Raw genomic sequence first — 22,482 nt, 5'->3', positions numbered from 1 at the left:
TTCCTGTCGCAGCGGCGACACAGGCCGCCGCTGCGACAATCTGTCATGCCGCGCCCCATCCATTCCACGAAGCTGGCATCATAGTCAGCCTTCGTTTCCAGTTTTTTGATCAATAGGGACACCATGAGCAACGTCGACCACGCCGAGATCGCCAAATTCGAGGCCCTCGCCCACCGCTGGTGGGACCGCGAAAGCGAGTTCAAGCCCCTGCACGACATCAACCCGCTGCGGGTCAACTGGATCGACGAGCGTGTCAGCCTCGCCGGCAAGAAGGTACTCGACGTCGGCTGCGGCGGCGGCATCCTCAGCGAAGCCATGGCCCAGCGCGGCGCCACCGTGACCGGGATCGACATGGGCGAAGCCCCCCTGGCGGTCGCCCAGCTGCACCAGCTGGAATCCGGCGTGCCGGTGGAATACCGCCGCATCACCGCCGAAGAACTGGCCGAAGAGATGCCCGAGCAGTTCGACGTGGTGACCTGCCTGGAGATGCTCGAGCACGTACCGGACCCAGCCTCGGTCATCCGCGCCTGCTACAGGATGGTCAAGCCCGGCGGCCAGGTGTTCTTCTCCACCATCAACCGCAACCCGAAGGCCTACCTGTTCGCCATCGTCGGTGCGGAGTACGTGATGCGCCTGCTGCCGCGTGGCACCCACGATTTCAAGAAGTTCATCCGCCCCTCCGAGCTGGGCGCCTGGTCGCGTGACGCGGGCCTGGCGGTCAAGGACATCATCGGCCTGACCTACAACCCGCTGACCAAGCACTACAAGCTGGCCAACGATGTCGACGTCAACTACATGATCCAGACCCTGCGCGAGGAGTGAGTCGCATGCTCAGAGCGGTTCTCTTCGACATGGACGGCACGCTGCTGGATACCGCGCCGGACTTCATCGCCGTCTGCCAGGCGATGCTCGCCGCCCACGGCCGCGCACCGATCGATGACCAGCGCATCCAGGACGTCGTCTCCGGTGGCGCCCGCGCCATGGTCGCCGCGACCTTCGACATGGACCCGGAGGCCCCCGGCTTCGAGGCCCTGCGCCAGGAGTTCCTCGACCGCTACCAGGAGCATTGCGCCGTTCTGACCCGTCCCTACGACGGCATGCCGGAGCTGCTGGAAAGCATCGAACGCTCGCGCCTGATCTGGGGCGTGGTGACCAACAAGCCGGTGCGCTTCGCCGCGCCGATCATGGAACAGCTGGGCCTGGCCGAGCGCTCGAAGGTACTGGTCTGCCCGGATCACGTGAAGAACAGCAAGCCGGACCCGGAAATGCTCCTGCTGGCCTGCAGCCAGCTGAAGGTCGATCCGTCCGAAGTGCTGTTCATCGGTGACGACCTGCGCGACATCGAGTCGGGCCGTGCCGCAGGGACCAAGACCGCAGCGGTGCGCTACGGCTATATCCATCCGGACGACAACCCCACTCACTGGGGCGCCGACGTCATTGTCGATGCGCCTCTCGACCTGCTCGCTGTCCTCGACCGCGCCCTCTGCTCCTGCTGAGCCGAATCCCTCGGAGCCCTTCGCGCTGACGGGCTTCGCCAAGGAGAAACCATGTTCGACTATTCCGCCCGCCCCGACCTGCTCAAGGGCCGCGTGATCCTGGTGACCGGCGCCGGCCGCGGTATCGGCCGCGCCGCCTCGCTCGCCTTTGCCGCACACGGCGCCACTGTGCTGCTGCTGGGCAAGACCGAGGACTTCCTCAACGAGGTCTATGACCTGATCGTCGCCGCCGGCCATCCGGAACCGGTGGTGATCCCGCTGAATCTGGAAACCACCCTGCCGCACCAATACGACGAACTGGCGGCCATGATCGAGAAAGAGTTCGGCAAGCTCGACGGCCTGCTGCACAACGCTTCGATCCTCGGCCTGCGTTCGCCCATCGAGCAGATTTCCACCGACAACTTCACCCGCGTCATGCAGGTAAACGTCAACGCCATGTTCAGCCTTACCCATACCCTGCTGCCGCTGCTCAAGCTCTCCGAGGATGCCTCGGTGGTCTTCACCTCCAGCAGCGTCGGCCGCAAGGGCCGCGCTTACTGGGGCGCCTATGCGGTGTCGAAGTTCGCCACCGAAGGCCTGATGCAGGTACTGGCGGACGAGTGCGAGGACATCAGCAGCGTGCGCGCCAACAGCGTCAACCCTGGCGCCACCCGCACCGCCATGCGCGCCCATGCCTATCCGGGCGAGAACGCCTACAACAACCCGGCGCCCGAAGAGATCATGCCGGTCTACCTGTACCTCATGGGCCCGGACAGCAAGGGCGTGAACGGCCAGGCCTTCAACGCCCAGGACTGATTTCCGCCTCGCAGAATCGGTACTGGCGTACCAGCGGCGTCAACCTGCAGCCCAGCAACGACGCCGCCTCCCGCCAATTTTCCGGCTTCGCTTCGCTTCGCATCCCGGCAAAGTGCCACTATTTCGCCAGACTTCTGGCAAAACCTATCCCCATTGGGGAACCCCGACCACCATCGGTCGGTCAATACGGCGTCTTTTCAGGCCTTTCCGCGCCCTGGCACGGAAATCGCTCTGTCCCTGCAAACGCCGTAAAAATGGTCACCGCCATGGTTCCTCCCAAGCAGTCCAACACCATCGATTTCGATGCTGCCAAGCTCCAGCGCGCCGCCAGCCAGGACACCCGCACCCTCTCGCGACGTCCGCTGGACCTGCTGGAATTGCGCCAGCAGTTGAACCTGCAACTGCAGGTGAGCCTGGAGGCCGAGCGCATCCTGGCGGTGTTCTTCCGCGAGATCCAGCAGATGCTGCCGGTGGAGTACATGGCCTACTTCCATGCCGGTGCCGACCTGCGCCTGGAGTTCGGCGAAGTGGCCAGGCACAGTGCCGACTACCGCCTGACCCACGCCAGCGAATACCTTGGCGAAATCAGCTTCCGCCGCACCCGGCGCTTCTCCGAGGCCGAGCTGGCGCAGCTGGAGTCGTTGATGGCCTGCCTGCTCTACCCGCTGCGTAACGCCCTGCTCTATCGCGCCGCCGTGCAATCGGCGCTGCGCGATGCGCTGACCGGCACCGGTAACCGCATCGCCATGGATCAGACCCTGGGCCGCGAGGTCGAGGTCGCGCGGCGCCACCTGCTGCCGCTGTCGATCCTCATGCTCGACCTGGACCACTTCAAGCAGATCAACGACGAACACGGCCACAGCGTCGGCGACGATGCACTGCGCGCCGTCGCCACGGCACTGAAGAACAGCCTGCGCAACGTCGACATGGTGTTCCGCTTCGGCGGCGAAGAGTTCCTCGTGCTGCTCTCCAACACCCCCGGCGTTGCCGCCGTACAGGTCGGCGAACGGCTGCGCGCTGCCGTGGAAGAGCTGAACCTGGCCGCCGACGGCAAGCGGTTGCCGCTGTCCATCAGCCTGGGCTGCGCGACGCTCAATGGCGGCGAGTCAGTGGACGACCTGCTGCGCCGCGCCGACAGCGCCCTGTACGAAGCCAAGCGCGACGGCCGCAACCGGTTGGCCTGCGCCAGCTGAGCCCCTGCGTGAGCGCTGATCCGTAGGATGGGTGGAGCCTAGGCGATACCCATGCTGCAAATGCCAGTTTCGATGGGTATCGCTTCGCTCCACGCCATCCTGCGTGCCGGAAACCGACGCCTACCGCTCCTACAAAAACCGTCAGATCGCAGGCAATAAAAAAGGGCTCCGAGGAGCCCTTTTTCATTTACCGCTGTCGCTTAGCGCTTGAAGCCCGGACGCATGCCGTCACCGGCAGCCTGCGGACGACGCTTGGCGATCGGCTTGCGGGCGACCGGCTTGCCGGGACGCTCGGCCAGCGGGGCGCCTTTCTCACGCGCTGGACGGTCGCTCGGCGCCTTGCGCGGAGCACGGCCTTCACCGGCATCGCTGCGCGGGCCACGGGCCGGGCGATCAGCGTCGTCGCGCGGAGCGCGAGCAGGGCGGTCACCCCCGGCGTCACGCGGCTTGCGCGGAGCGCGGCCTTCACCAGCGTCGCTGCGCGGGCCACGGGCCGGACGATCGCCAGCGTCGCGCGGAGCACGAGCAGGACGATCACCACCAGCGTCACGCGGCTTGCGCGGGGCGCGGCTGTCGGCAGAGTCGCCACGCGGGGCGCGGACCGGGCGGTCACCTGCATCGCGAGGAGCACGCGCCGGGCGCTCGCCAGCGCCGTCACGGGATTGGCGCGGTGCACGGCTGTCAGCGGCATCGCCACGCGGAGCGCGAGCCGGGTGCTCGTCGGAATCACGCGGACCACGAGCCGGGCGTTCGCCGGACGCCGGACGCGGAGCACGCTGCGGACGCTCGCCTTCGGCGCGCTCGGTACGGGTACGCGAGCCACGGCCCGGACGCTCGCTGGGCGCCAGCTTCTTGCCGAGTTTGCGCTCCTGGCGCTCGACCTTTTCCTTGGTCTTGGTGGAGACCGCGGGCAGGGCGACCGGCGTCAGGCCGACTTCCTCACTGAGGATATCCAGCTCGCGCTGGCCCATCTCGCGGTAGCGGCCCATGGTCAGCTCGGAGGTCAGGAACACCGGTCCGAAACGCACGCGTTTCAGGCGGCTGACCACCACGCCCTGGGATTCCCACAGGCGGCGGACTTCACGGTTACGGCCTTCCATCACCACCACGTGGTACCAGTGGTTGAAGCCTTCGCCACCCGGCGCTTCCTGGATGTCGCTGAATTTGGCCGGGCCGTCTTCGAGCATCACGCCGGCTTTCAGGCGCTCGATCATCTCTTCGTCGACTTCGCCACGCACGCGCACGGCGTACTCGCGGTCCATCTCGTAGGACGGGTGCATCAGGCGGTTGGCCAGCTCACCGTCGGTGGTGAACATCAGCAGGCCGGTGGTGTTGATGTCCAGGCGACCGACGTTGATCCAGCGGCCGCTGCGCAGACGCGGCAGGCGGTCGAACACGGTCGGACGGCCTTCCGGATCGTCGCGGGTGCAGACTTCGCCTTCGGGCTTGTTGTAGATCAGCACGCGACGGACGTGCTCTTCGATCTTCTCGCGCTTGAGCAGGCGGTCATCGACGGCGATGGCGTCGCGGTCGCCCACGCGCTGGCCGAGGGTAGCCACGGCGCCATTGACCTTGACGCGACCTTCGTCGATCCAGGCTTCGACGTCACGGCGCGAGCCGACGCCCATGCGTGCGAGGACTTTCTGCAGTTTCTCGCCGGCTGGGGCTGGGGTAAGTTCTTCGAGGTTTTCGTGCGTGTCGGTCATCTGGGCACCTCCCGGTGTGGCATGCAGCGAATAAAAAAGGTCGCGCATCATACGCGCTTGCGGGCGGCAAAGCACCGTCCGCAGTCGGGAAAGACTAGTCGACTTACAGGAGGAATGAAGCCATGCACCACGAAGACGACTTCACCGGCGCCAAGCTCGCGCTGTTCCACGCCGGCCAACTGGTGGTCTACAAGCGCGACGACAAGCCGGGAATCCCCTACCCCGGCTGCTGGGACTTTCCCGGCGGCGGCCGCGAAGGCGACGAAACCCCGGCGCAATGCGCGTTGCGCGAGCTGGAAGAAGAATTCTCCCTGCGTCTGGACGAGCAGCGCATCGAATGGCTGCGCCGCTATCCCGCCACCCATGGCCCCGCACCCTGGGCCTGGTTCCTGGTGGCGCGGCTGCAGGAGGCGGAGTTCGAGGCCATCCGCTTTGGCGATGAGGGTCAGTACTGGCGACTGATGCGCGTCAGCGAATACCTCGCCGAAGAACAAGCCGTGGATTACCTGCAGGAACGCCTGCGGCATTTCCTCGCAGGGCGCAGGGACATCGCCTGAATCCGCGCGCCGGACCGCTGATACGTATTTGAGCGGCCCATCTGAATCTGTTTCCTCTGCCCGCATTTTCCTAGATTGCCCGCTCCCCGGAGCGCCCTGCTTTTTATCCAGCGGCGCGTCCGGACGTTCTGTCACAAGCGGGAATCGAGCATGAACACGAGAAGCACGGAGCAGGCGTACAACTACAAGGTGGTTCGCCAGTTCGCCATCATGACGGTGGTCTGGGGTGTCGTCGGCATGGCCATGGGGGTACTGATCGCCTCCCAGTTGGTCTGGCCACAACTGAACCTGGACCTGCCGTGGACCAGTTTCGGGCGCCTGCGCCCGTTGCACACCAGCCTGGTGATCTTCGCCTTCGGCGGTTGTGCGCTGTTCGCCACCAGTTACTACACGGTGCAGCGCACCTGCCAGACACGCCTGTTTTCCGACAGCCTCGCCGCGTTCACTTTCTGGGGCTGGCAGGCGCTGATCGTGACCATGATGATCACACTGCCACTGGGCTACACCACCACCAAGGAGTACGCCGAGATCGAGTTCACCGGCGCAGTGTGGATGGCCATCGTCTGGGTCGCCTACGCAGTGGTGTTCTTCGGCACGCTGATGAAGCGCAAGACCCCGCACATCTATGTGGGCAACTGGTTCTTCGCCGCCTTCATCCTGGTCACGGCGATGCTGCACATAGTCAACCACCTGGCCATTCCGGTGGACTGGTTCAAGTCCTACCCGGTGTACTCGGGCGCCACCGACGCCATGGTGCAATGGTGGTACGGGCACAACGCGGTGGGATTCTTCCTCACCACCGGCTTCCTCGGGATGATGTACTACTTCGTGCCCAAGCAGGCCGGGCGCCCGGTGTATTCCTACCGGCTGTCCATCGTCCACTTCTGGGCGCTGATCACCCTGTACATCTGGGCCGGCCCACACCACCTGCATTACACCGCCCTGCCCGACTGGGCGCAGTCGCTGGGCATGGTGATGTCGCTGATCCTCCTGGCACCCAGCTGGGGCGGCATGATCAACGGCATGATGACGCTCTCCGGCGCCTGGCATAAGTTGCGCACCGACCCGATCCTGCGCTTCCTCGTCGTCTCCCTGGCGTTCTACGGCATGTCGACGTTCGAAGGTCCGATGATGGCGATCAAGACCGTCAACGCCCTGTCTCACTACACTGACTGGACCATCGGCCACGTCCATGCCGGCGCACTGGGCTGGGTGGCGATGATTTCCATCGGCTCGCTCTATCACCTGATCCCCAAGGTCTTCGGTCGCGAACAGATGCACAGCATCGGTCTGATCAACGCACACTTCTGGCTGGCCACCATCGGCACGGTCCTCTACATCGCTTCGATGTGGGTCAACGGCATCACACAGGGCCTGATGTGGCGGGCGGTGAACGCCGACGGCACGCTCACCTACTCCTTCGTCGAAGCACTGCAGGCCAGCCACCCCGGCTTCGTGGTACGCATGACGGGAGGGCTGATGTTCCTCAGCGGCATGCTGTTGATGGCCTGGAATACCTGGGTAACGGTGCGCCAGGCGCGCCCCGAGGCGATGCGTGTCGCCGAGCGGATGGTCTGAGATGACGCTCTGGCTGGGGGGCGCGGGCCTGCTGGTGCTGTATTTCGGCGTCGGTTGGTGCCTGAGGGCCCACCGCGACCGGGGCATCGAGGAAGCCAGCATGCTGCCCTTCGCCGATGACGAGGAAGTCGCCCGGCGCGTGGAGAAGGCCACCGGGCGCAGCCGAACGGGCTGCGCCTGCCCCGGCCGCTGTCGGGGTGACTGCGAGCACTGGCGCGACTGGCAGCCCTAGCGCGCCACTTTGCGGACACGCCTGAGACAGAGCGCCACATCACCTCCATCAATTTTCATTAGCAAGCACATCAATTTCCCGGCGGGCAGCCCGAGGAGGAATATCACTCCCGTGCCCCGCCACCGGATGGACGCCTGAAGCATCGTCCCCTGTCCTGTCTGGACCCCAGGACAGACATCATCGATGCCAGTGCTCCCCGGTGGGGCTTTCAATCCCATTCAGGGGCCCCAACGGGCCCTCACCGAGGAAATAAAGAATGAAGCTTGCCTCTGTCGTGTCGGCTGTCATCTCCAGCCTCGCCCCGATGGCTTTTGCCCAGGACGCAATCAAGAACCCCGGCGCCGAGCTGCCGGTCACCGAATACCACTACGGCATGTCCCTGGACGTCGACAAGGTTCTGCACCGCACCGACAACTCCGGCAAGGTCGGCGTCGTACCGGCGTACATGGTCTACCAGGATCACGAAGGCCAGACCCACAAGGTCCGCTTCCTCGAATGGGGCGGCAGCACCAGCCAGGGCTGAGCCGCGAAGCACATCGTCCTCCAGCCGTCTTGGCCAACCCCGCGAGCCAGTGGTGGCGGTTGGAGGGCGATCCTGATTCAACCTGGAGCAATGGGCACGTTCGCCAATCGAGCTTGGCCGAAGCGCTGGATTGAAGTGGTTCGCGAGCAAGCTCGCTCCTACAGGTCGCCGCTGTTGTGCTCTTTGTAGGAGCGAGCTTGCTCGCGAACCGACCTCAACGAAAAAGCGCGCCCATTGGCGCGCCTTTTCATGCAACGGAAACTCAGATTTCCACCTGCGTTCCCAGCTCGATCACCCGGTTCAGCGGCAGGTTGAAGTAGCGCAGGTTGCCGTTGGCGTTCTTCAGCAGGAAGGCGAACAGCGCCTCGCGCCAGCGCGCCATGCCGATCAGCTTGGACGGGATCACCGTCTCACGGCTAAGGAAATAGGTGGTGCGCATCGGGCTGAAGTCCAGCTCGTTGAGATGGCACAGCTTGAGCGCCTGCGGGATGTCCGGGTCTTCCATGAAGCCGAAGTGCAGCACCACGCGGAAGAAGCCCTCACCGTAGGCATCTACCTCGAAGCGACGGTCCTGGGTCACCCGCGGGCTGTCTTCGTTGACCACGGTGAGCAGCACGACCTGCTCATGCAGCACCTGGTTGTGCAGCAGGTTGTGCAACAGCGCGTGCGGCACGGCATCAGTACGAGCGGTAAGGAACACGGCGGTGCCCTGCACGCGATGCGGCGGCTGCGAGCGGATACTGGAGATGAACAGCGGCAGCGGCAGCGAGCCCTCGTCGAGGCGGTCCACCAGTAGCTGGCGACCGCGCTTCCAAGTCGTCATCAGGATGAACAGGCCGATACCGGCAACGACCGGGAAGGCGCCGCCCTGTACAACCTTGGGCAGGTTCGCGGCGAAGAACAGGGTGTCGACGAACAGCATCGTCAGGAAGAACGGAATCGCCAGCCACAGCGGCCATTTCCACAGCAGCCAGACCACGACACCCATCAGCAGGGTGGTCATCAGCATGGTGCCGGTCACCGCCACGCCATAGGCCGAGGCCAGCGCGGCGGAGGATTCGAAGCCCAGCACCAGCAGGACCACACCGACCATCAGCGCCCAGTTCACCATGGGGATGTAGATCTGCCCCTGCTCATGACTGGAGGTGTGCTGGATCGACATCCGCGGCACGTAGCCGAGCTGGATGGCCTGGCGGGTCAACGAGAAGGCCCCGGAAATCACCGCCTGCGACGCGATCACCGTGGCCGCGGTGGACAGCGCCACCATCGGTAGCAGCGCCCAGCCTGGCGCGGTCAGGTAGAAGGGGTTACGCGCGGCTTCCGGGTTGACCAGGATGGTCGCGCCCTGGCCGAAGTAGTTCAGCACCAGCGCCGGCAACACCAGGGCGAACCAGGCGCGGGCGATGGGTTTGCGGCCGAAGTGGCCCATGTCGGCATACAACGCCTCGGCACCGGTCAGCGCCAGCACGGTGGCGCCGAGGATGGCCACGCCGATGCCCGGATGGGAAACGAAGAAGTTGAAGGCCCAGGCAGGGTTCATCGCCTTGAGCACCTCGGGCTCGCGGGATACGCCGTAGACCCCTAGCGCAGCGAGGGCGAGGAACCAGGCCACCATGACCGGGCCGAACAGGATCCCGATACGCGCGGTGCCGTGCTTCTGGATCAGGAACAGACCCACCAGCACGATCAGCGAGAGTGGCACCACCCAGTGCTCCAGCCCATCGAAGGCGATCTCCAGGCCCTCGATAGCCGAAAGGACCGAGATCGCCGGGGTAATCATGCTGTCGCCATAGAAGAGTGCCGCGCCGATCAGACCGGCGATCACCACCATCGCCTGCAGTCGGCGACGTCCGGTGGCAGCACGACGAGCCAGGGCGGACAACGCCATTACGCCACCCTCGCCCTGGTTGTCGGCGCGCAGTACGAAGATCACGTACTTGATCGACACCACCCAGATCAGCGACCAGAAGATCAGCGAGAGCACGCCGAGGACGCCGTCGTGGTTGGCCTGTACGCCGTAACCGCCGATGAAGACTTCCTTGAGGGTGTACAGCGGGCTGGTGCCGATATCGCCGTAGCAGACGCCCACGGCGCCGACCATCAGGCCGATCGCGGAGCTCGAATGGGGCTGCTCATGCTCAACGGTGCCGGCGCTTGCATCGGACATGTAACAAAATTCCTCAAAAAAATTCGGCGCATCCTGCTCCGACCCTTTCGTCGATGCAAGAGCCGGGTTCGAAGGTTCTGATTGACTATAGAGCCTGTTGCCCGGAATTACCGGGCGGACGGGGCTGTCCGGCGGCGTGCGACAGCTTGTCCCAGAGAGGCTGGTCAAGTGCGCGGGACGCCGCTAGAATTGCGCACTTTTTGATCAGAGGCGCCGCCAGCGCGCCCTTCGAGGTTAGCCGCACATGTCCACCGCCACACCCAAAGTCGGATTCGTCTCGCTCGGATGCCCGAAAGCGACCGTCGACTCCGAACGCATCCTCACCCAGCTGCGCATGGAAGGGTACGAAATCGTCCCCACCTACCAGGACGCAGACGTGGTGGTGGTGAACACCTGCGGCTTCATCGACAGCGCCAAGGCCGAGTCCCTGGACGCCATCGGCGAAGCCATCGCCGAGAACGGCAAGGTGATCGTCACCGGCTGCATGGGCGTCGCCGAAGACAGCATTCGTGACGTGCACCCCAGCGTGCTGGCCGTGACCGGCCCGCAGCAGTATGAGCAGGTGGTCAATGCTGTCCACGAGGTGATCCCGCCCAAGGCCGAGCACAACCCGCTGATCGACCTGGTGCCGCCGCAGGGCATCAAGCTGACCCCGCGTCACTACGCCTACCTGAAGATTTCCGAAGGCTGCAACCACAGCTGCAGCTTCTGCATCATCCCGTCCATGCGCGGCAAGCTGGTCAGCCGCCCGGTGGGTGACGTGCTCAGCGAAGCCCAGCGCCTGGTGAAAGCCGGCGTGAAGGAGTTGCTGGTCATCTCCCAGGACACCAGCGCCTACGGCGTGGACCTGAAGTACAAGATGGACTTCTGGGACGGCCAGCCGGTGAAGACCCGCATGCTGGAGCTGTGCCAGGCGCTCTCCTCCATGGGCGTGTGGGTGCGCCTGCACTACGTCTACCCGTACCCCAACGTCGACGACGTGATCCCGCTGATGGCCGAGGGCAAGCTGCTGCCCTACCTGGACATCCCCTTCCAGCACGCCAGCCCGAAAGTGCTGAAGTCCATGAAGCGCCCCGCCTTTGAGGACAAGACCCTGGCGCGCATCAAGAAGTGGCGCGAGATCTGCCCCGAGCTGACCATCCGCTCCACCTTCATCGTCGGCTTCCCCGGCGAAACCGAGGAAGACTTCCAGTACCTGCTCGACTGGCTGACCGAAGCCCAGCTCGACCGCGTCGGCTGCTTCCAGTACTCCCCGGTGGAAGGCGCCCCGGCCAACGACCTGGGCCTGGACATCGTCCCCGATGACGTCAAGCAGGACCGCTGGGAACGCTTCATGGCGCACCAGCAGGCGATTTCCGCCGCGCGCCTGCAACTGAAGATCGGCAAGGAAATCGAAGTCCTGATCGACGAAGTCGACGACGAAGGCGCCGTGGGCCGCTCCTACGCCGACGCCCCGGAGATCGACGGCGCGGTGTATGTCGACAGCTTCGACGTGAAGCCGGGTGACAAGGTGCGCGTGCGCATCACCGACGCCGACGAGTACGACCTCTGGGCCGAACTGGTCTGATCCGCAAAAGCCCCGCCGAAGCGGGGCTTTTCATTTCAATGGAACGAACATGACCAACAACGACGTACTGCGCAGCCTGCGCTACCTGCTGGACATCCGCGACGCGCAGGTGGCCGAGATCACCGCGCTGGCCGGCTTCAACGTCAGCGCCGAGGAAATCGGCGCCTTCCTCGCCCGCGATGACGAGCCGGACTTCAAGCCCTGCAGCGACCGCGTGCTGGCGCATTTCCTCGACGGCCTGATCGTGCACCGCCGTGGCCGCGATGAGTCGCGACCGCTGCCGCCGGTGGAACTGCCGCTGACCAACAACATCACCTTGAAGAAGCTGCGCGTCGCCTTCGAGCTGCGCGACGACGACATCCTCGCGATCCTCGACAGCGTCGGCTTCATCGTCACCAAGACGGAACTGGGCGCCCTGTTCCGCAAGCCCGGCCACAACAACTACCGGCCCTGCGGCGACCAGTTGCTGCGCAACTTCCTCAAGGGCCTGACCCAGCGCCAGCAGCGCTGAGGCCGTCGTGCTCTACCGCCTCGCCGCCGACGCCGTCGTCCTGCTGCACCTGGGGTTCATCCTCTTCGTGATGCTCGGCGGCCTGCTGGTGCTGCGCTGGCCGCGCCTGGCCTGGCTGCATGTGCCAGCAGCGGCCTGGGGCATGGCGGTGGAGTTCCTCCACCTCTACTGCCCGCTCACCCCGCTGGAAAACCACTTCCGCGCCCTGGCCGGCGACCACGGCTATGACGGCGGCTTCATCGAGCACTACCTGATCCCGCTGATCTACCCAGCCGGCCTGACCGAGGCGACCCAGGTCGTCCTCGGCCTCGTGGTGGTAGCGGTCAATCTGCCGCCGTACCTGCTTCTGCTGCACCGGGCGTTGCGTTCGCGCTGAGCGGCTTGCCCACGGGCAAGTAGGCCAGGCTCGCCTCCTGATTCTTCGAGTGCCCCAGGCGCTGGCCATTGTTGAGCCTCGACTCGATCAGCCGGTGATCCGCCGTCAGCCAGTTCAGCGGCTGCTCTCCTTGGTGCGTGACCTGGGAAAGGATCAGGGTACGCGCCGGGTCCCACTCCTCACCGGTACTCTGGCGCAGCCAGGCAAACAGTGCGGCGCTGTCGCCCTGTGGATAACCGGAGTGGACATAGAGGAACGGATGCGCCTGCCGTTCGCCGCGCTGCTCCAGGTACATCGGCAGGCGCGCATCATCATCCCCGAGGATCAATACCCGCCATTGCGACCAGGGCGCGGTCTGCTCCGCTGCGGCGCGCACCTCTTTGGCGAAGACCGGAATCCCGCCGCCACCATTGCTCCACGGATAAGCGATGCCCACCACCAGCAGCATCAACACCGCCCCTGCTCCCACCACCCTTGGCCAGACACGTCCCAGCCCTGCGAGCCCGCGCTCATGTCGGGATTCGACCACCCACCAGGCCGCCAGCAACTGGGCAAACGGCACCAGTGGCAACACGTAATAGCTGCGCCGGCCACCGCTGGCGGTGAAGAACGCGAACAGCAGCACCAGCGCCCAGACCAGCCAGCGCGCATTGGGCTCCAATTGCTTCCAACGGCGCACCGCGAACCACAGGCCAAGCATCCACAGCGGTGCCCAGGGCAACGTGTAGGCCGGCAGGTACAGCAGGTAGGTATAGATTGGCCCTTCATGGTCGAAGGGCTGGAAGAAACGCACCACGTTCTCGCGGAACACCAGCGCCAGCCCGCTCTCGCCATAGCTGGGCTGGCCATAGAAGTGCGACAGCACGAAGGGGATCGCGTAGGCCGCGCTAGCCACCACCAGCGCAGCCACCAGCCGCAGGTTCAGGTGCCGGCGCCAGCGTCCCTCGCCGAGCAGGTGCGGCAGCAGCACCAGCCCCGGCAGGACGAAGCCGATCAGCCCCTTGCACAGCGAGGTCAACGACAGGATCAGGAAGAAACCCAGGTAGCTGCGCAAACGCGTGTCTTCCGGATCACGCCAGTACCAGGCCAGCGCCGCCAGCACACCGAAGACCGTGAGCATGTCGGCCGTCGCCACCCGCGCCCAGAACAGGAAATAGAAGGTGGTCGCCAGCAGCCAGCCGGCCAGCAGACCGGTGCCCTTGCGCAACAGGCGCTCGCCCAGCCACCAGGTCAGCCAGACGCTGCCCAATCCAGCCAGCACGGTGCTCAGGCGCAGCGTCCAGTGGTTGAGACCGAACAAGCTGGCCGGCGCGGTGATCAACCAGTAGGACAGCAGCGGCTTGTCGTAATACGGCGCGCCGCGCAGGTAGGGGTCGAAGTAGTCGCCAGACTGCAGCATCTGCAGCGAGATGTCCGCCCAACGCACCTCCGGCCCCCAGACTTCGCGGGCCCACAACCCGGTCATCAACAGCACCAGCGTGCCAACCATCAGCAGCACCAGCGCCTTGCGATCTCTGCTCCAACCCTGCATCACCCGGCCCCCGGCCTCTCGAATGTGCGCGGACACTAGGGCAGCGATGGTTATGCGCAGGTTAAGAAAATGCAGCCATCACGTAATGCGCATCCATTTGCCAACTGGATAGTGCTCGGAGCGCCCCGACGATCCCGCTAGGGTGAGGCGAAAACCCAGCCAGGAGAGGCTCATGCACCCGTACTTTTCCCTCGCAGGCAAGACCGCACTGGTCACCGGCGGCACCCGTGGCATTGGCCGGATGATCGCCCAGGGCCTGCTCGAAGCCGGCGCGAAAGTCATCATCTGTGCCCGCGATGGCGCTGCCTGCGCCGACACTGCTGCGGAACTGTCGCAGTACGGCGAATGCATCGGCCTGCCGGCCAACCTCGCCACCGAAGAAGGCGCCTGCGTACTGGCCGCCGATCTCGCCGAACGCCTGGACCACCTCGACATCCTGGTGAACAACGCCGGCACCACCTGGGGCGCACCACTGGAAAGCTACCCGGCCTCGGGCTGGGAGAAGGTCATGCAGCTCAACGTCACTGCCGTGTTCAGCTGCATCCAGCAGCTGCTGCCGCTGCTGAAGAAAGGCGGCAACGCGCAGAGCCCGGCGCGGGTGATCAACATCGGTTCGGTGGCCGGCGTCACCTCCCACGGCGAGAACGCCTACGCCTACGGCCCAAGCAAGGCCGCGCTGCATCAACTGTCGCGCATGCTCGCCCGCGAACTGGTGAAGGACCACATCAACGTCAACGTCATCGCCCCCGGCCGCTTCCCCAGCAAGATGACCCGCCACATCGCCAACGACGAGCAGGCCATGGCCGAGGACACCGCCGTCATCCCCATGCGCCGCTGGGGCCGCGAGGAAGAGATGTCCGCCCTGGCGATCAGTCTGGCGAGCGCCGCCGGTGCCTACATGACGGGCAACATCATCCCCATCGACGGCGGCTTCCACCTGGGCTGAAGCGCGTAATCGGGTACCATGGCGGCCCCTGCAACCGCTTGTGCCGCCATGTCCCACACCGTCTCGCCCATCGGCCACGTCCGCTCCTGCTTCAAGGAGAAGTTCGCCATCCCGCGCCAGCCGCAACTGGCTCCGGCCGCGACCGGCGTGCTGGAACTGCTGCCGCCATTCGACACTGGCGACGCGGTAGAAGGACTGGAACAGGTCAGCCACGTCTGGCTGATCTTCCTCTTCCATCAGGCACTGGAAGACAAGCCACGACTGAAGGTGCGCCCGCCGCGCCTGGGCGGCAACCAGTCGATGGGTGTATTCGCCACTCGCGCCACCCACCGGCCCAACGGCCTCGGCCAATCGGTGGTGAAGCTGGAGAAGGTCGAGCCCGGCCGACTCTGGCTGTCCGGCATCGACCTGCTGGACGGCACCCCGGTCATCGACATCAAACCCTACGTTCCCTATGCCGACATAGTCGCGGATGCCCGCAACGCCATCGCCGACACACCGCCCGCCCCCATTGCTGTGCACTGGAGCGACGAAGCCCTTCGCCAGGCCCATGAACATGGCCTGCGCCTGCGCCAACCGGTGCGCGAGCTGATCGAGCAATGCCTCGCCCAGGACCCGCGCCCGGCGTACCAGAAGCCGCCGCCCGAGCGCCGCTACGGCGTACGCCTGTGGGACCTGGACGTGCACTGGCACTACCCTGCCGATGGCGAAATCCGCGTGCTGGATGTGCAACGCGCCGCCAACTGAAACCCGCGTCAGTCCACCGGATTGAGGGCGATCACGTCGCTTTCGAAGCACTCCTGCTCGAGGATCAGCGGCTCCACCAACGGGCGGCTGTCGCGGAAGTGTGCGGTTTGTGTGTGCGCCTCATAAGCCGCATCGTCGCGGTAGATCTCGTAGAGGTAGATCACGTCCGGATCAAGGCGATCCTGGGACACATCGAAGACCAGACAGCCGGGCTCGCTGGACACGGAAGCGGCGGCATTGGCCTTGATGGCATGGAGGAAGTCTTCGGCGCTGCCGGGTTTCACGCGGGTCTTGATGAACAGACTGTACACAGGGCGTTCCTTTTGTTTTAAATTTGAAACCGAATTGTATACAAAAAAGGAACCGCGTCCATGTCCGATCTCCCTGCCCGCCCCGGCCGCCTCAACGGCCTGCGCCACCTCGCCCTGCTGGTACCGAACCTCGAAGAGTGCGAGCGCTTCTATGTCGACGTGCTCGGCATGGAAGTCCTCAACCGTGCCAACGAAGACCTGGTGTATCTCACCTGCGGCAACGACAACCTTTCGCTGGGACGAGGCTTCGGCGCGGCGAACGGCCTGCAGACCCTGGATCACTATGGCTTCGTGGTGGACAGCGTGGAGGAGCTTGATGCCTGGTACCAGTACTTCAAGGCGCGCGGCGTGACGCTGCTGGACCGCCCCTTCGACCATGGCGACGGCGCGCGCAGCTTCCACCTGCTGGACCCGGCGGGGAACAAGGTGCAGCCGCTGTATCACCCGGCGGTTTCGGGGCAGAAGTTGGCCTAAAGGAACACTTTGTTGCTGAGCAGGCCGTGCAGGCTGACGCCAAGGCTTCGCCCTGCACCGAACGATCCCCTCTCCCGCTGAGCGGGGCGCGCAGCCAGGGTTAGGGGCCCTTGGTCTTGTAGGAGCGAGCTTGCTCGCGAACCGGCCTCACAGCGGAGTTGTTCGCGAGCAAGCTCGCTCCTACGAAAAGCCCTGCCGTCAGCGCTGGAATGTGGGCCATAAAAAACGCCGCGATCCCATGGAATCGCGGCGTTTCTTCGATCCGACAGCGCGGCTTACTTCTCGACGAAGGCACGCTCGATCAGGTAATCACCCGGCTCACCCATGCGCGGGGAAATCTGCAGGCCAAAGCTGTTCAGCACTTCGCTGGTCTCGTCGAGCATGCTCGGGCTGCCGCAGATCATCGCGCGGTCGTCCTGCGGGTTCATCGGCGGCAGGCCGATGTCGGCGAACAGCTTGCCGCTGCGCATCAGGTCGGTCTGACGGCCCATGCTATGGAACTCTTCGCGAGTCACCAGCGGGCAATAGATCAGCTTCTCTTTCACCATGTCGCCGAAGTACTCATGCTCCGGCAGGACCTTGGTGATGAAGTCCGCGTAGGCCAGCTCGCTGACCCAGCGTACGCCGTGGACCAGGATGACCTTCTCGAAGCGCTCGTAGACTTCCGGGTCCTGGATGACCGACAGGAACGGCGCCATGCCGGTGCCGGTGCTGAGCAGGTACAGATGCTTGCCGGGCTTGAGGTCGTCCAGCACCAGGGTGCCGGTCGGCTTGCGGCTGACCATCAGCTCGTCGCCTTCCTTCAGGTGCTGCAGACGCGAAGTCAGCGGACCGTCCGGGACCTTGATGCTGAAGAACTCCAGGTGCTCTTCGTAGTTCGGGCTGGCGATGCTGTACGCGCGCATCAGCGGACGACCGTTGACTTCCAGGCCGATCATCACGAATTGACCGGTCTTGAAGCGCAGACCCGGGTTACGGGTGGTCTTGAAGCTGAAGAGGGTGGCGTTCCAGTGGTGCACGCTGAGAACGCGCTCGGTGTACAGGTTGCTCATCAAGGACTCCTAGGAGAAACGTGGCGCACCCCAGCAGATCCCGGACGTAGCGCAATTGCGCGACATTTTATAGGCGGCGACAATATCCGCAAAATAAATTATCTGGATATTGCTAATCCAAAACGCAGATAAGGCCGCTACGTCGCCGCGAAAGGATACCGTCAGGCCCTTCCTACGCCGGGGTGACGAAATGTCGCGCAGCCCTCTCCGGAGCCCCTCTGAATGAAGTTCACCCTGCGCCAGCTCGAAGTCTTCGTCGCCGTCGCCCAGCAGGAAAGCGTCTCCCGCGCCGCGGAAGCGCTGTCCATGTCGCAGTCGGCCACCAGCACCGCGCTGGGCGAGCTGGAGCGGCAGTTCGACTGCAAACTGTTCGATCGCTCCGGCAAGCGCCTGACCCTCAACGCCCTCGGCCGCCAATTGCTGCCCCAGGCAGTGGCCCTGCTCGACCGCGGCAGCGAGATCGAGAACATGCTCAATGGCAAGAGCGCCTTCGGCTCGCTGGACCTGGGCGCCACCCTGACCATCGGCAACTACCTGGCGACTCTGCTGATCGGCACCTTCATGCAGCGCCAGCCCGACTGCCGGGTGCGCCTGCACGTGCACAACACCGCCCACGTGGTACAGCGTGTAGCGCACTACGAGCTGGACCTGGGGCTGATCGAAGGCGACTGCCAGCACCCCGACATCGAAGTGCAGCCGTGGATGGAAGACGAACTGGTAGTGTTCTGCGCGCCACAGCACCCGCTCGCCCGTGAAGGCCGCGCGAGCCTGGAGCGGCTGACGGAGGAAGCGTGGATCCTGCGGGAGCAGGGCTCAGGTACGCGGCTGACCTTCGACCAGGCCATGCGCCACCACGTTGAACCACTGAACGTGCGGCTGGAACTGGAACACACCGAGGCGATCAAGCGCGCGGTGGAATCGGGACTGGGGATCGGCTGCATCTCGCGCCTGGCGCTGCGCGACGCCTTCCGCCGTGGCAGCCTGGTGCCGGTGGAAACGCCGGACCTGGACCTGCGCCGGCAGTTCTACTTCATCTGGCACCGGCAGAAGTACCAGACCGCGACCATGCGCGAGTTCCTGGAGCTGTGCCGCAGCGAAACCGCCGGGGTAACGCGCAGCGACGACATCGTCCTGCCGATGATTCCCTGAACGGCGCTTCTTGTAGGAGCGGATCTTATCCGCGATCAGGCCGGCAGGCCGGCTCAGATGGTCCCGGTTGCGCCGGGATTTCGCAGAGAAGCCCCGCTCCTGCGGGCGACCCTGTCAGCCCAGCAGAATGCCTGCCCAGGTCACGGTGATGATGGTCAGCGCCACGAATTGGGCGGCGCTACCCATGTCCTTGGCGTTCTTCGACAGCGGGTGGCGCTCCAGGGAAACCCGGTCGACCACCGCCTCGATGGCGGAGTTGAGCAGCTCGACGATCAGCGCCAGCAGGCACACGGCGATCATCAGCGCGCGCTCGCCACGAGTGACGTCACAGAAGAACGACAGCGGGATCAGGACCACGTTGATCAGAACCAGCTGGCGGAAGGCCGCTTCACCTTTGAAGGCGGCGGCGAAGCCGGCCAGGGAGTAGCCGGCGGCGTTGAAGATGCGTTTCAGGCCGGTCTGGCCCTTGAAGGGGGAGGCGGACACGTGGGGTTCTCACAGGCAAAGGTCGCGGCACTCTATACCAGCGATCGTCAAAAAGGAGTCAAGGCCATTACAGAATGTGACGGTTCCCCAGCCGGAATGTGACGACCTCAGTTCCCCGGTACCGACTCCATCTGCGCCAGCAGCAGTGCCGCCTGGGTGCGGGTGCGCACATTCAGCTTGCGGAAGATCGCGGTGACATGCGCCTTCACCGTGGCTTCGGAAACGCTCAGCTCGAAGGCGATCTGCTTGTTCAGCAGGCCTTCGCAGACCATGGTCAGCACGCGGAACTGTTGCGGAGTGAGGCTGGCCAGACCGGCGCTGGCAGCGCGAACGTCCTCGCTCATCTCGGTCACGGCGTCCACCTGCGGCGGCCACCAGACATCGCCATCGAGCACCGAGCGCACGGCCTGCTGCAGCACACTCAGTTCACTGGACTTGGGAATGAACCCGCTGGCGCCGAACTCACGGGAGCGCTGCACCACGGCGGCATCTTCCTGGGCCGAGACCATCACCACCGGAATCTGCGGGTACTGCCCGCGCAGCAGCACCAGGCCGGAGAAGCCATAAGCGCCAGGCATGTTCAGGTCCAACAGCACCAGGTCCCAGTCGGCCTTCTGGTTCAGGCGCGTCTCCAGCTCCGCGATACTCGCTGCCTCCGACAGTCGCGCCTCGGGGCCAAGACCAATGGTCAGGGCCTGGTGCAGGGCACTGCGGAACAGCGGGTGATCGTCAGCGATCAGGATCTCGTAGGAAGCCATGAATTTTCCTTGAAGGCCGCGCCGAAGTCCTGCCGCGGATAACAGCCAGACTTGCGCACGAAAGGTCGGAGCACGGATAGAGCACTACTTGTCGCATTGTACGCAAAGACCACATCCGCTGTCCGCCGCGAATACATCGCCGGACGGTACTTACACCGTGGCCTGAAAGCCCCTGCCACTGTGCCCGCCGGGAACCTCCTCCCCTTTCCAAAGGCCCGGCGTTACGGCAGAGTTCCGCTTTTTTTCCTGCCCGTTACGAGAACAAGATGAAAAGCCATGCGCTGCGCGCCGATTTCCTGATGCTGTTCACCGCGATGATCTGGGGGGTCTCCTTCGTCGCGCAACGCCTCGGGATGGATGCCATCGGTCCCTTCCTCTATACCGGCCTGCGCTTCACCCTCGGCGCCGTGGCACTGCTGCCCCTGCTGGCCTGGTCGAGCAAGCGTGGCGCCCAGCCGTTCAACCGCGGCCTGCTGCTGGCAGGCCTGGCCATCGGTACCGCACTGACCGTGGGGATCAACCTGCAACAGGTCGGCCTGATGTTCACCAGCGTGACCAACTCCGGCTTCATCACCGGCCTGTACGTGATCATCGTGCCGCTGCTCGGCCTGCTCATCGGCCATCGTGCCGGCATGGGAACCTGGCTGGGCTGCGCACTGGCCGTGACCGGCATGGCGATGCTGAGCATCGGCCCGGGCTTCCACGTCGCTTCCGGCGACTGGCTGCAACTGACCGGCGCCTTCGTCTGGGGCGGCCACGTGCTGCTGGTGGGGCTTTTTGCCAGCCGCTATGACCCGATCCGACTGGCCTTCCTGCAGTTCGCGACCTGTGCGGTGGTAAGCATGATTCTCGCGCTGGTGTTCGAAGAGATCCGCCTCGACGCCATCATCCAGGCCGGCCCCGCGCTGATCTACGGTGGCCTGTTCGGCGTTGCCACCGGCTTCACCCTGCAGGTCATCGCGCAGAAACACGCCATTGCCTCCCACGCGGCGATCATCCTCTCTCTGGAGGCCGTGTTCGCCGCCATCGCCGGCGCACTGTTCCTCAACGAGACCCTGCATGTGCGTGGTTATTTCGGCTGCGCGCTGATGCTCGCCGGCATGCTGGTGGCGCAGCTTTGGCCGAAGAAGGCCGAGGTGAAGGCGGTCTGATCTCTACTGCACAACGGAGCGAGACTGTTCGCGAGCCAGCTCGCTCCTACAGGCTGGGGATTCGGCGGCACAAGCGCTCTTCGTAGGAGCGAGCTCGCTCGCGAACCGCACACCTCGGCGCCCGCTCTGAAAATCAGAAACATGCATGCGATGAAGGGCCGATCTAGCGCTCGGTAAACGGCCTCAACGCCTGATGCGCCGGGCTCTGCTCATCCAGCGGCTGCTGGCGCTTGGAGCCCAGGTAGCGCTCGCTGAACACGTCCAGGTAAGCATCCAGCGCATCCCCCGCACGACGGTCGCCGGCCAGCCCGAGGCAAAGCGCGGCAACCTCGGCGGTGCACAGGTGCTCATCGAACTTGGAGCGGCGCAGGCGATAGCGCGACAGCGCATCGGGGGTGATGCTCAATACTGGAAAGCGATCCAGGTAAGGGCTCTTGCGGAACATCTTGCGCGCTTCGTTCCAGGTGGCGTCGAGCAGGATGAACAGCGGGCGCTTGCCGTCCTGCGGCTCCACCGTGGTCACCACGCGCTCGGGCTGGACGAACTCACCAGGGAACACCACGTACGGCTGCCACTGCGGGTCATCGAGCAGCGCCAGCAGCGCCGGGGCGACCTCGATGCGCGACCAGCCGAAGGCCCAAGTCTCGGGTACGGTTTCTGCGATCAGCCAGCCGGTGTTGCTGGGCTTGAGCGGTTCGGTGTCGAACATCACCAGACACATCGCCGAATTGGACTCGACCTGCGGGCGCAGGCTGCACATGCAGTAGTTCGGCCGCAAACGGCAGCCGGGACAGCGCGGCGAGCGCGAGCCACGGGCGAAGAACGGTTTGATGCAGCGGGCCAGGCGTTCATCGCGAAGGCGGGCGACGGCGTGGCTCATGCTGCAGCCACCGGGATGAGGAAAAGCGGACGGGACATCGAAGGCTCGAACGGGACGACGGTTGCGGACCGCCGATTGTACCAGAGCCATGGTCCGCCCCCTCGCACAGCCGACCGTCGATAGGCTCGGCGAACCCGCCTCTTCCTTGACCCATTTGGCGACCCTGCGGGCCGGACAGCGGCCTGCGGCAATCGAATCTCGGCAGGCAGGTCGTTTTAAGGGACAATAGGCGGCTGTAATGACCCGCGAACCCGGAAGGCTCGCCACGGTCGAATCGGCACCATTGTCAGGAGATG

At 64.9% G+C, this 22,482-nt stretch carries 24 protein-coding genes; 16 read left to right on the top strand and 8 right to left on the bottom strand.

The features are described from left to right. The first annotated feature begins 123 nt into the window (after positions 1-123). The 4 genes from ubiG to ACKI1H_RS13540 all read left to right on the top strand — a co-directional run bounded on the left by ubiG (position 124) and on the right by ACKI1H_RS13540 (position 3,484). Positions 124-822, top strand: a complete 699-nt coding sequence (gene ubiG / locus ACKI1H_RS13555; RefSeq protein ID WP_017517979.1) for a bifunctional 2-polyprenyl-6-hydroxyphenol methylase/3-demethylubiquinol 3-O-methyltransferase UbiG — start codon at positions 124-126, stop codon at positions 820-822. Continuing rightward, positions 819-1,496 carry an N-acetylmuramic acid 6-phosphate phosphatase MupP gene (gene mupP, locus ACKI1H_RS13550; protein ID WP_440468606.1) on the top strand — a complete coding sequence of 226 codons (678 nt, stop codon included), beginning with the start codon at positions 819-821 and terminating at the stop codon, positions 1,494-1,496. The genes ubiG and mupP overlap by 4 nt, the downstream gene beginning before the upstream one ends. A 51-nt stretch (positions 1,497-1,547) precedes the next feature. Continuing rightward, a complete protein-coding gene (locus tag ACKI1H_RS13545) occupies positions 1,548-2,291 on the top strand; it encodes a YciK family oxidoreductase (protein ID WP_138522614.1) in 744 nt (247 codons plus the stop codon). Between the two features lie 266 nt (positions 2,292-2,557). Then, entirely contained in the window at positions 2,558-3,484 is a 927-nt protein-coding gene (locus ACKI1H_RS13540; RefSeq protein ID WP_138522616.1) for a GGDEF domain-containing protein, read from the top strand. Between the two features lie 200 nt (positions 3,485-3,684). On the opposite strand, the gene rluB is transcribed toward ACKI1H_RS13540, so the two are convergent. Next, positions 3,685-5,190: a 23S rRNA pseudouridine(2605) synthase RluB gene (rluB, locus tag ACKI1H_RS13535; RefSeq protein WP_440468605.1), complete on the bottom strand. Its 1,506-nt coding sequence runs from the start codon at positions 5,188-5,190 to the stop codon at positions 3,685-3,687. A gap of 122 nt (positions 5,191-5,312) precedes the next feature. Between rluB and ACKI1H_RS13530 the strand changes: the two genes are divergently transcribed. The 4 genes from ACKI1H_RS13530 to ACKI1H_RS13515 all read left to right on the top strand — a co-directional run bounded on the left by ACKI1H_RS13530 (position 5,313) and on the right by ACKI1H_RS13515 (position 8,080). Beyond that, entirely contained in the window at positions 5,313-5,747 is a 435-nt protein-coding gene (locus ACKI1H_RS13530; RefSeq protein WP_440468604.1) for an NUDIX hydrolase, read from the top strand. Between the two features lie 150 nt (positions 5,748-5,897). Beyond that, positions 5,898-7,325 carry a cytochrome-c oxidase, cbb3-type subunit I gene (gene ccoN / locus ACKI1H_RS13525; RefSeq protein WP_440468603.1) on the top strand — a complete coding sequence of 476 codons (1,428 nt, stop codon included), beginning with the start codon at positions 5,898-5,900 and terminating at the stop codon, positions 7,323-7,325. 1 nt (position 7,326) lies between these two features. Next, positions 7,327-7,557, top strand: a complete 231-nt coding sequence (locus tag ACKI1H_RS13520; RefSeq protein ID WP_440468860.1) for a cbb3-type cytochrome c oxidase subunit 3 — start codon at positions 7,327-7,329, stop codon at positions 7,555-7,557. 256 nt (positions 7,558-7,813) lie between these two features. Beyond that, on the top strand, positions 7,814-8,080 hold the full coding sequence (locus ACKI1H_RS13515) for a DUF2790 domain-containing protein (RefSeq protein ID WP_138522626.1): 267 nt from the start codon (positions 7,814-7,816) through the stop codon (positions 8,078-8,080). A 262-nt stretch (positions 8,081-8,342) separates the two neighbouring features. On the opposite strand, the gene ACKI1H_RS13510 is transcribed toward ACKI1H_RS13515, so the two are convergent. Then, a complete protein-coding gene (locus tag ACKI1H_RS13510; protein ID WP_138522628.1) occupies positions 8,343-10,247 on the bottom strand; it encodes a potassium transporter Kup in 1,905 nt (634 codons plus the stop codon). A 244-nt stretch (positions 10,248-10,491) separates the two neighbouring features. Between ACKI1H_RS13510 and rimO the strand changes: the two genes are divergently transcribed. From rimO to ACKI1H_RS13495, 3 genes are read left to right on the top strand one after another with little or no spacing between them, the layout of a single operon-like run. Beyond that, a complete protein-coding gene (gene rimO / locus ACKI1H_RS13505) occupies positions 10,492-11,814 on the top strand; it encodes a 30S ribosomal protein S12 methylthiotransferase RimO (RefSeq protein ID WP_138522630.1) in 1,323 nt (440 codons plus the stop codon). A 49-nt stretch (positions 11,815-11,863) separates the two neighbouring features. Next, entirely contained in the window at positions 11,864-12,325 is a 462-nt protein-coding gene (locus ACKI1H_RS13500) for a DUF1456 family protein (protein WP_138522632.1), read from the top strand. Positions 12,326-12,332: 7 nt separating this feature from the next. After that, on the top strand, positions 12,333-12,701 hold the full coding sequence (locus ACKI1H_RS13495; protein WP_138522634.1) for a DUF2784 domain-containing protein: 369 nt from the start codon (positions 12,333-12,335) through the stop codon (positions 12,699-12,701). Here ACKI1H_RS13495 and ACKI1H_RS13490 read toward each other — a convergent pair. Continuing rightward, a complete protein-coding gene (locus ACKI1H_RS13490) occupies positions 12,649-14,232 on the bottom strand; it encodes an ArnT family glycosyltransferase (protein ID WP_440468602.1) in 1,584 nt (527 codons plus the stop codon). The two genes, ACKI1H_RS13495 and ACKI1H_RS13490, sit on opposite strands and share 53 nt — an antisense overlap. 172 nt (positions 14,233-14,404) lie before the next feature. Here ACKI1H_RS13490 and ACKI1H_RS13485 point away from each other — a divergent pair, with 172 nt between their 5' ends. Then, complete coding sequence (locus ACKI1H_RS13485) at positions 14,405-15,178, top strand: SDR family oxidoreductase (RefSeq protein WP_440468601.1); 774 nt, start codon at positions 14,405-14,407, stop codon at positions 15,176-15,178. 48 nt (positions 15,179-15,226) lie between these two features. After that, on the top strand, positions 15,227-15,925 hold the full coding sequence (gene tsaA, locus ACKI1H_RS13480) for a tRNA (N6-threonylcarbamoyladenosine(37)-N6)-methyltransferase TrmO (protein ID WP_440468600.1): 699 nt from the start codon (positions 15,227-15,229) through the stop codon (positions 15,923-15,925). 8 nt (positions 15,926-15,933) lie between these two features. On the opposite strand, the gene ACKI1H_RS13475 is transcribed toward tsaA, so the two are convergent. After that, the gene (locus tag ACKI1H_RS13475; RefSeq protein ID WP_081517928.1) at positions 15,934-16,236 is read right to left on the bottom strand and encodes a putative quinol monooxygenase; all 303 of its coding nucleotides are present in this window, start codon (positions 16,234-16,236) and stop codon (positions 15,934-15,936) included. 60 nt (positions 16,237-16,296) lie between these two features. On the opposite strand from ACKI1H_RS13475, the gene ACKI1H_RS13470 reads away from it, so the two are divergent. Beyond that, positions 16,297-16,710 (top strand): VOC family protein, encoded by a 414-nt coding sequence (locus tag ACKI1H_RS13470; RefSeq protein ID WP_138522642.1) that lies wholly within the window; start codon positions 16,297-16,299, stop codon positions 16,708-16,710. A 275-nt stretch (positions 16,711-16,985) separates the two neighbouring features. On the opposite strand, the gene fpr is transcribed toward ACKI1H_RS13470, so the two are convergent. Then, complete coding sequence (gene fpr / locus ACKI1H_RS13465) at positions 16,986-17,762, bottom strand: ferredoxin-NADP reductase (RefSeq protein ID WP_440468599.1); 777 nt, start codon at positions 17,760-17,762, stop codon at positions 16,986-16,988. Positions 17,763-17,984: 222 nt separating this feature from the next. On the opposite strand from fpr, the gene ACKI1H_RS13460 reads away from it, so the two are divergent. Beyond that, positions 17,985-18,911, top strand: a complete 927-nt coding sequence (locus ACKI1H_RS13460) for a LysR family transcriptional regulator (protein WP_017517999.1) — start codon at positions 17,985-17,987, stop codon at positions 18,909-18,911. 114 nt (positions 18,912-19,025) lie between these two features. On the opposite strand, the gene ACKI1H_RS13455 is transcribed toward ACKI1H_RS13460, so the two are convergent. Both ACKI1H_RS13455 and erdR read right to left on the bottom strand, forming a co-directional pair. Next, a complete protein-coding gene (locus ACKI1H_RS13455; RefSeq protein ID WP_440468598.1) occupies positions 19,026-19,397 on the bottom strand; it encodes a diacylglycerol kinase in 372 nt (123 codons plus the stop codon). A gap of 107 nt (positions 19,398-19,504) precedes the next feature. Then, positions 19,505-20,155, bottom strand: a complete 651-nt coding sequence (erdR, locus tag ACKI1H_RS13450; protein WP_440468597.1) for a response regulator transcription factor ErdR — start codon at positions 20,153-20,155, stop codon at positions 19,505-19,507. A gap of 266 nt (positions 20,156-20,421) precedes the next feature. Between erdR and ACKI1H_RS13445 the strand changes: the two genes are divergently transcribed. After that, on the top strand, positions 20,422-21,306 hold the full coding sequence (locus tag ACKI1H_RS13445; RefSeq protein WP_138522648.1) for a DMT family transporter: 885 nt from the start codon (positions 20,422-20,424) through the stop codon (positions 21,304-21,306). A 163-nt stretch (positions 21,307-21,469) separates the two neighbouring features. On the opposite strand, the gene ACKI1H_RS13440 is transcribed toward ACKI1H_RS13445, so the two are convergent. After that, positions 21,470-22,186, bottom strand: coding sequence for a tRNA-uridine aminocarboxypropyltransferase (locus ACKI1H_RS13440; RefSeq protein WP_440468596.1), 717 nt, complete (start codon positions 22,184-22,186; stop codon positions 21,470-21,472). Between the last annotated feature and the right edge of the window lie 296 nt (positions 22,187-22,482).

The organism is Pseudomonas sp. YH-1 (genome assembly GCF_051990045.1).
Taxonomy (GTDB): Bacteria; Pseudomonadota; Gammaproteobacteria; order Pseudomonadales; family Pseudomonadaceae; genus Pseudomonas; species Pseudomonas nicosulfuronedens.
Note: the sequence above shows the minus strand (reverse complement) of the source record. Positions and strands in the feature narration are given on the sequence as shown.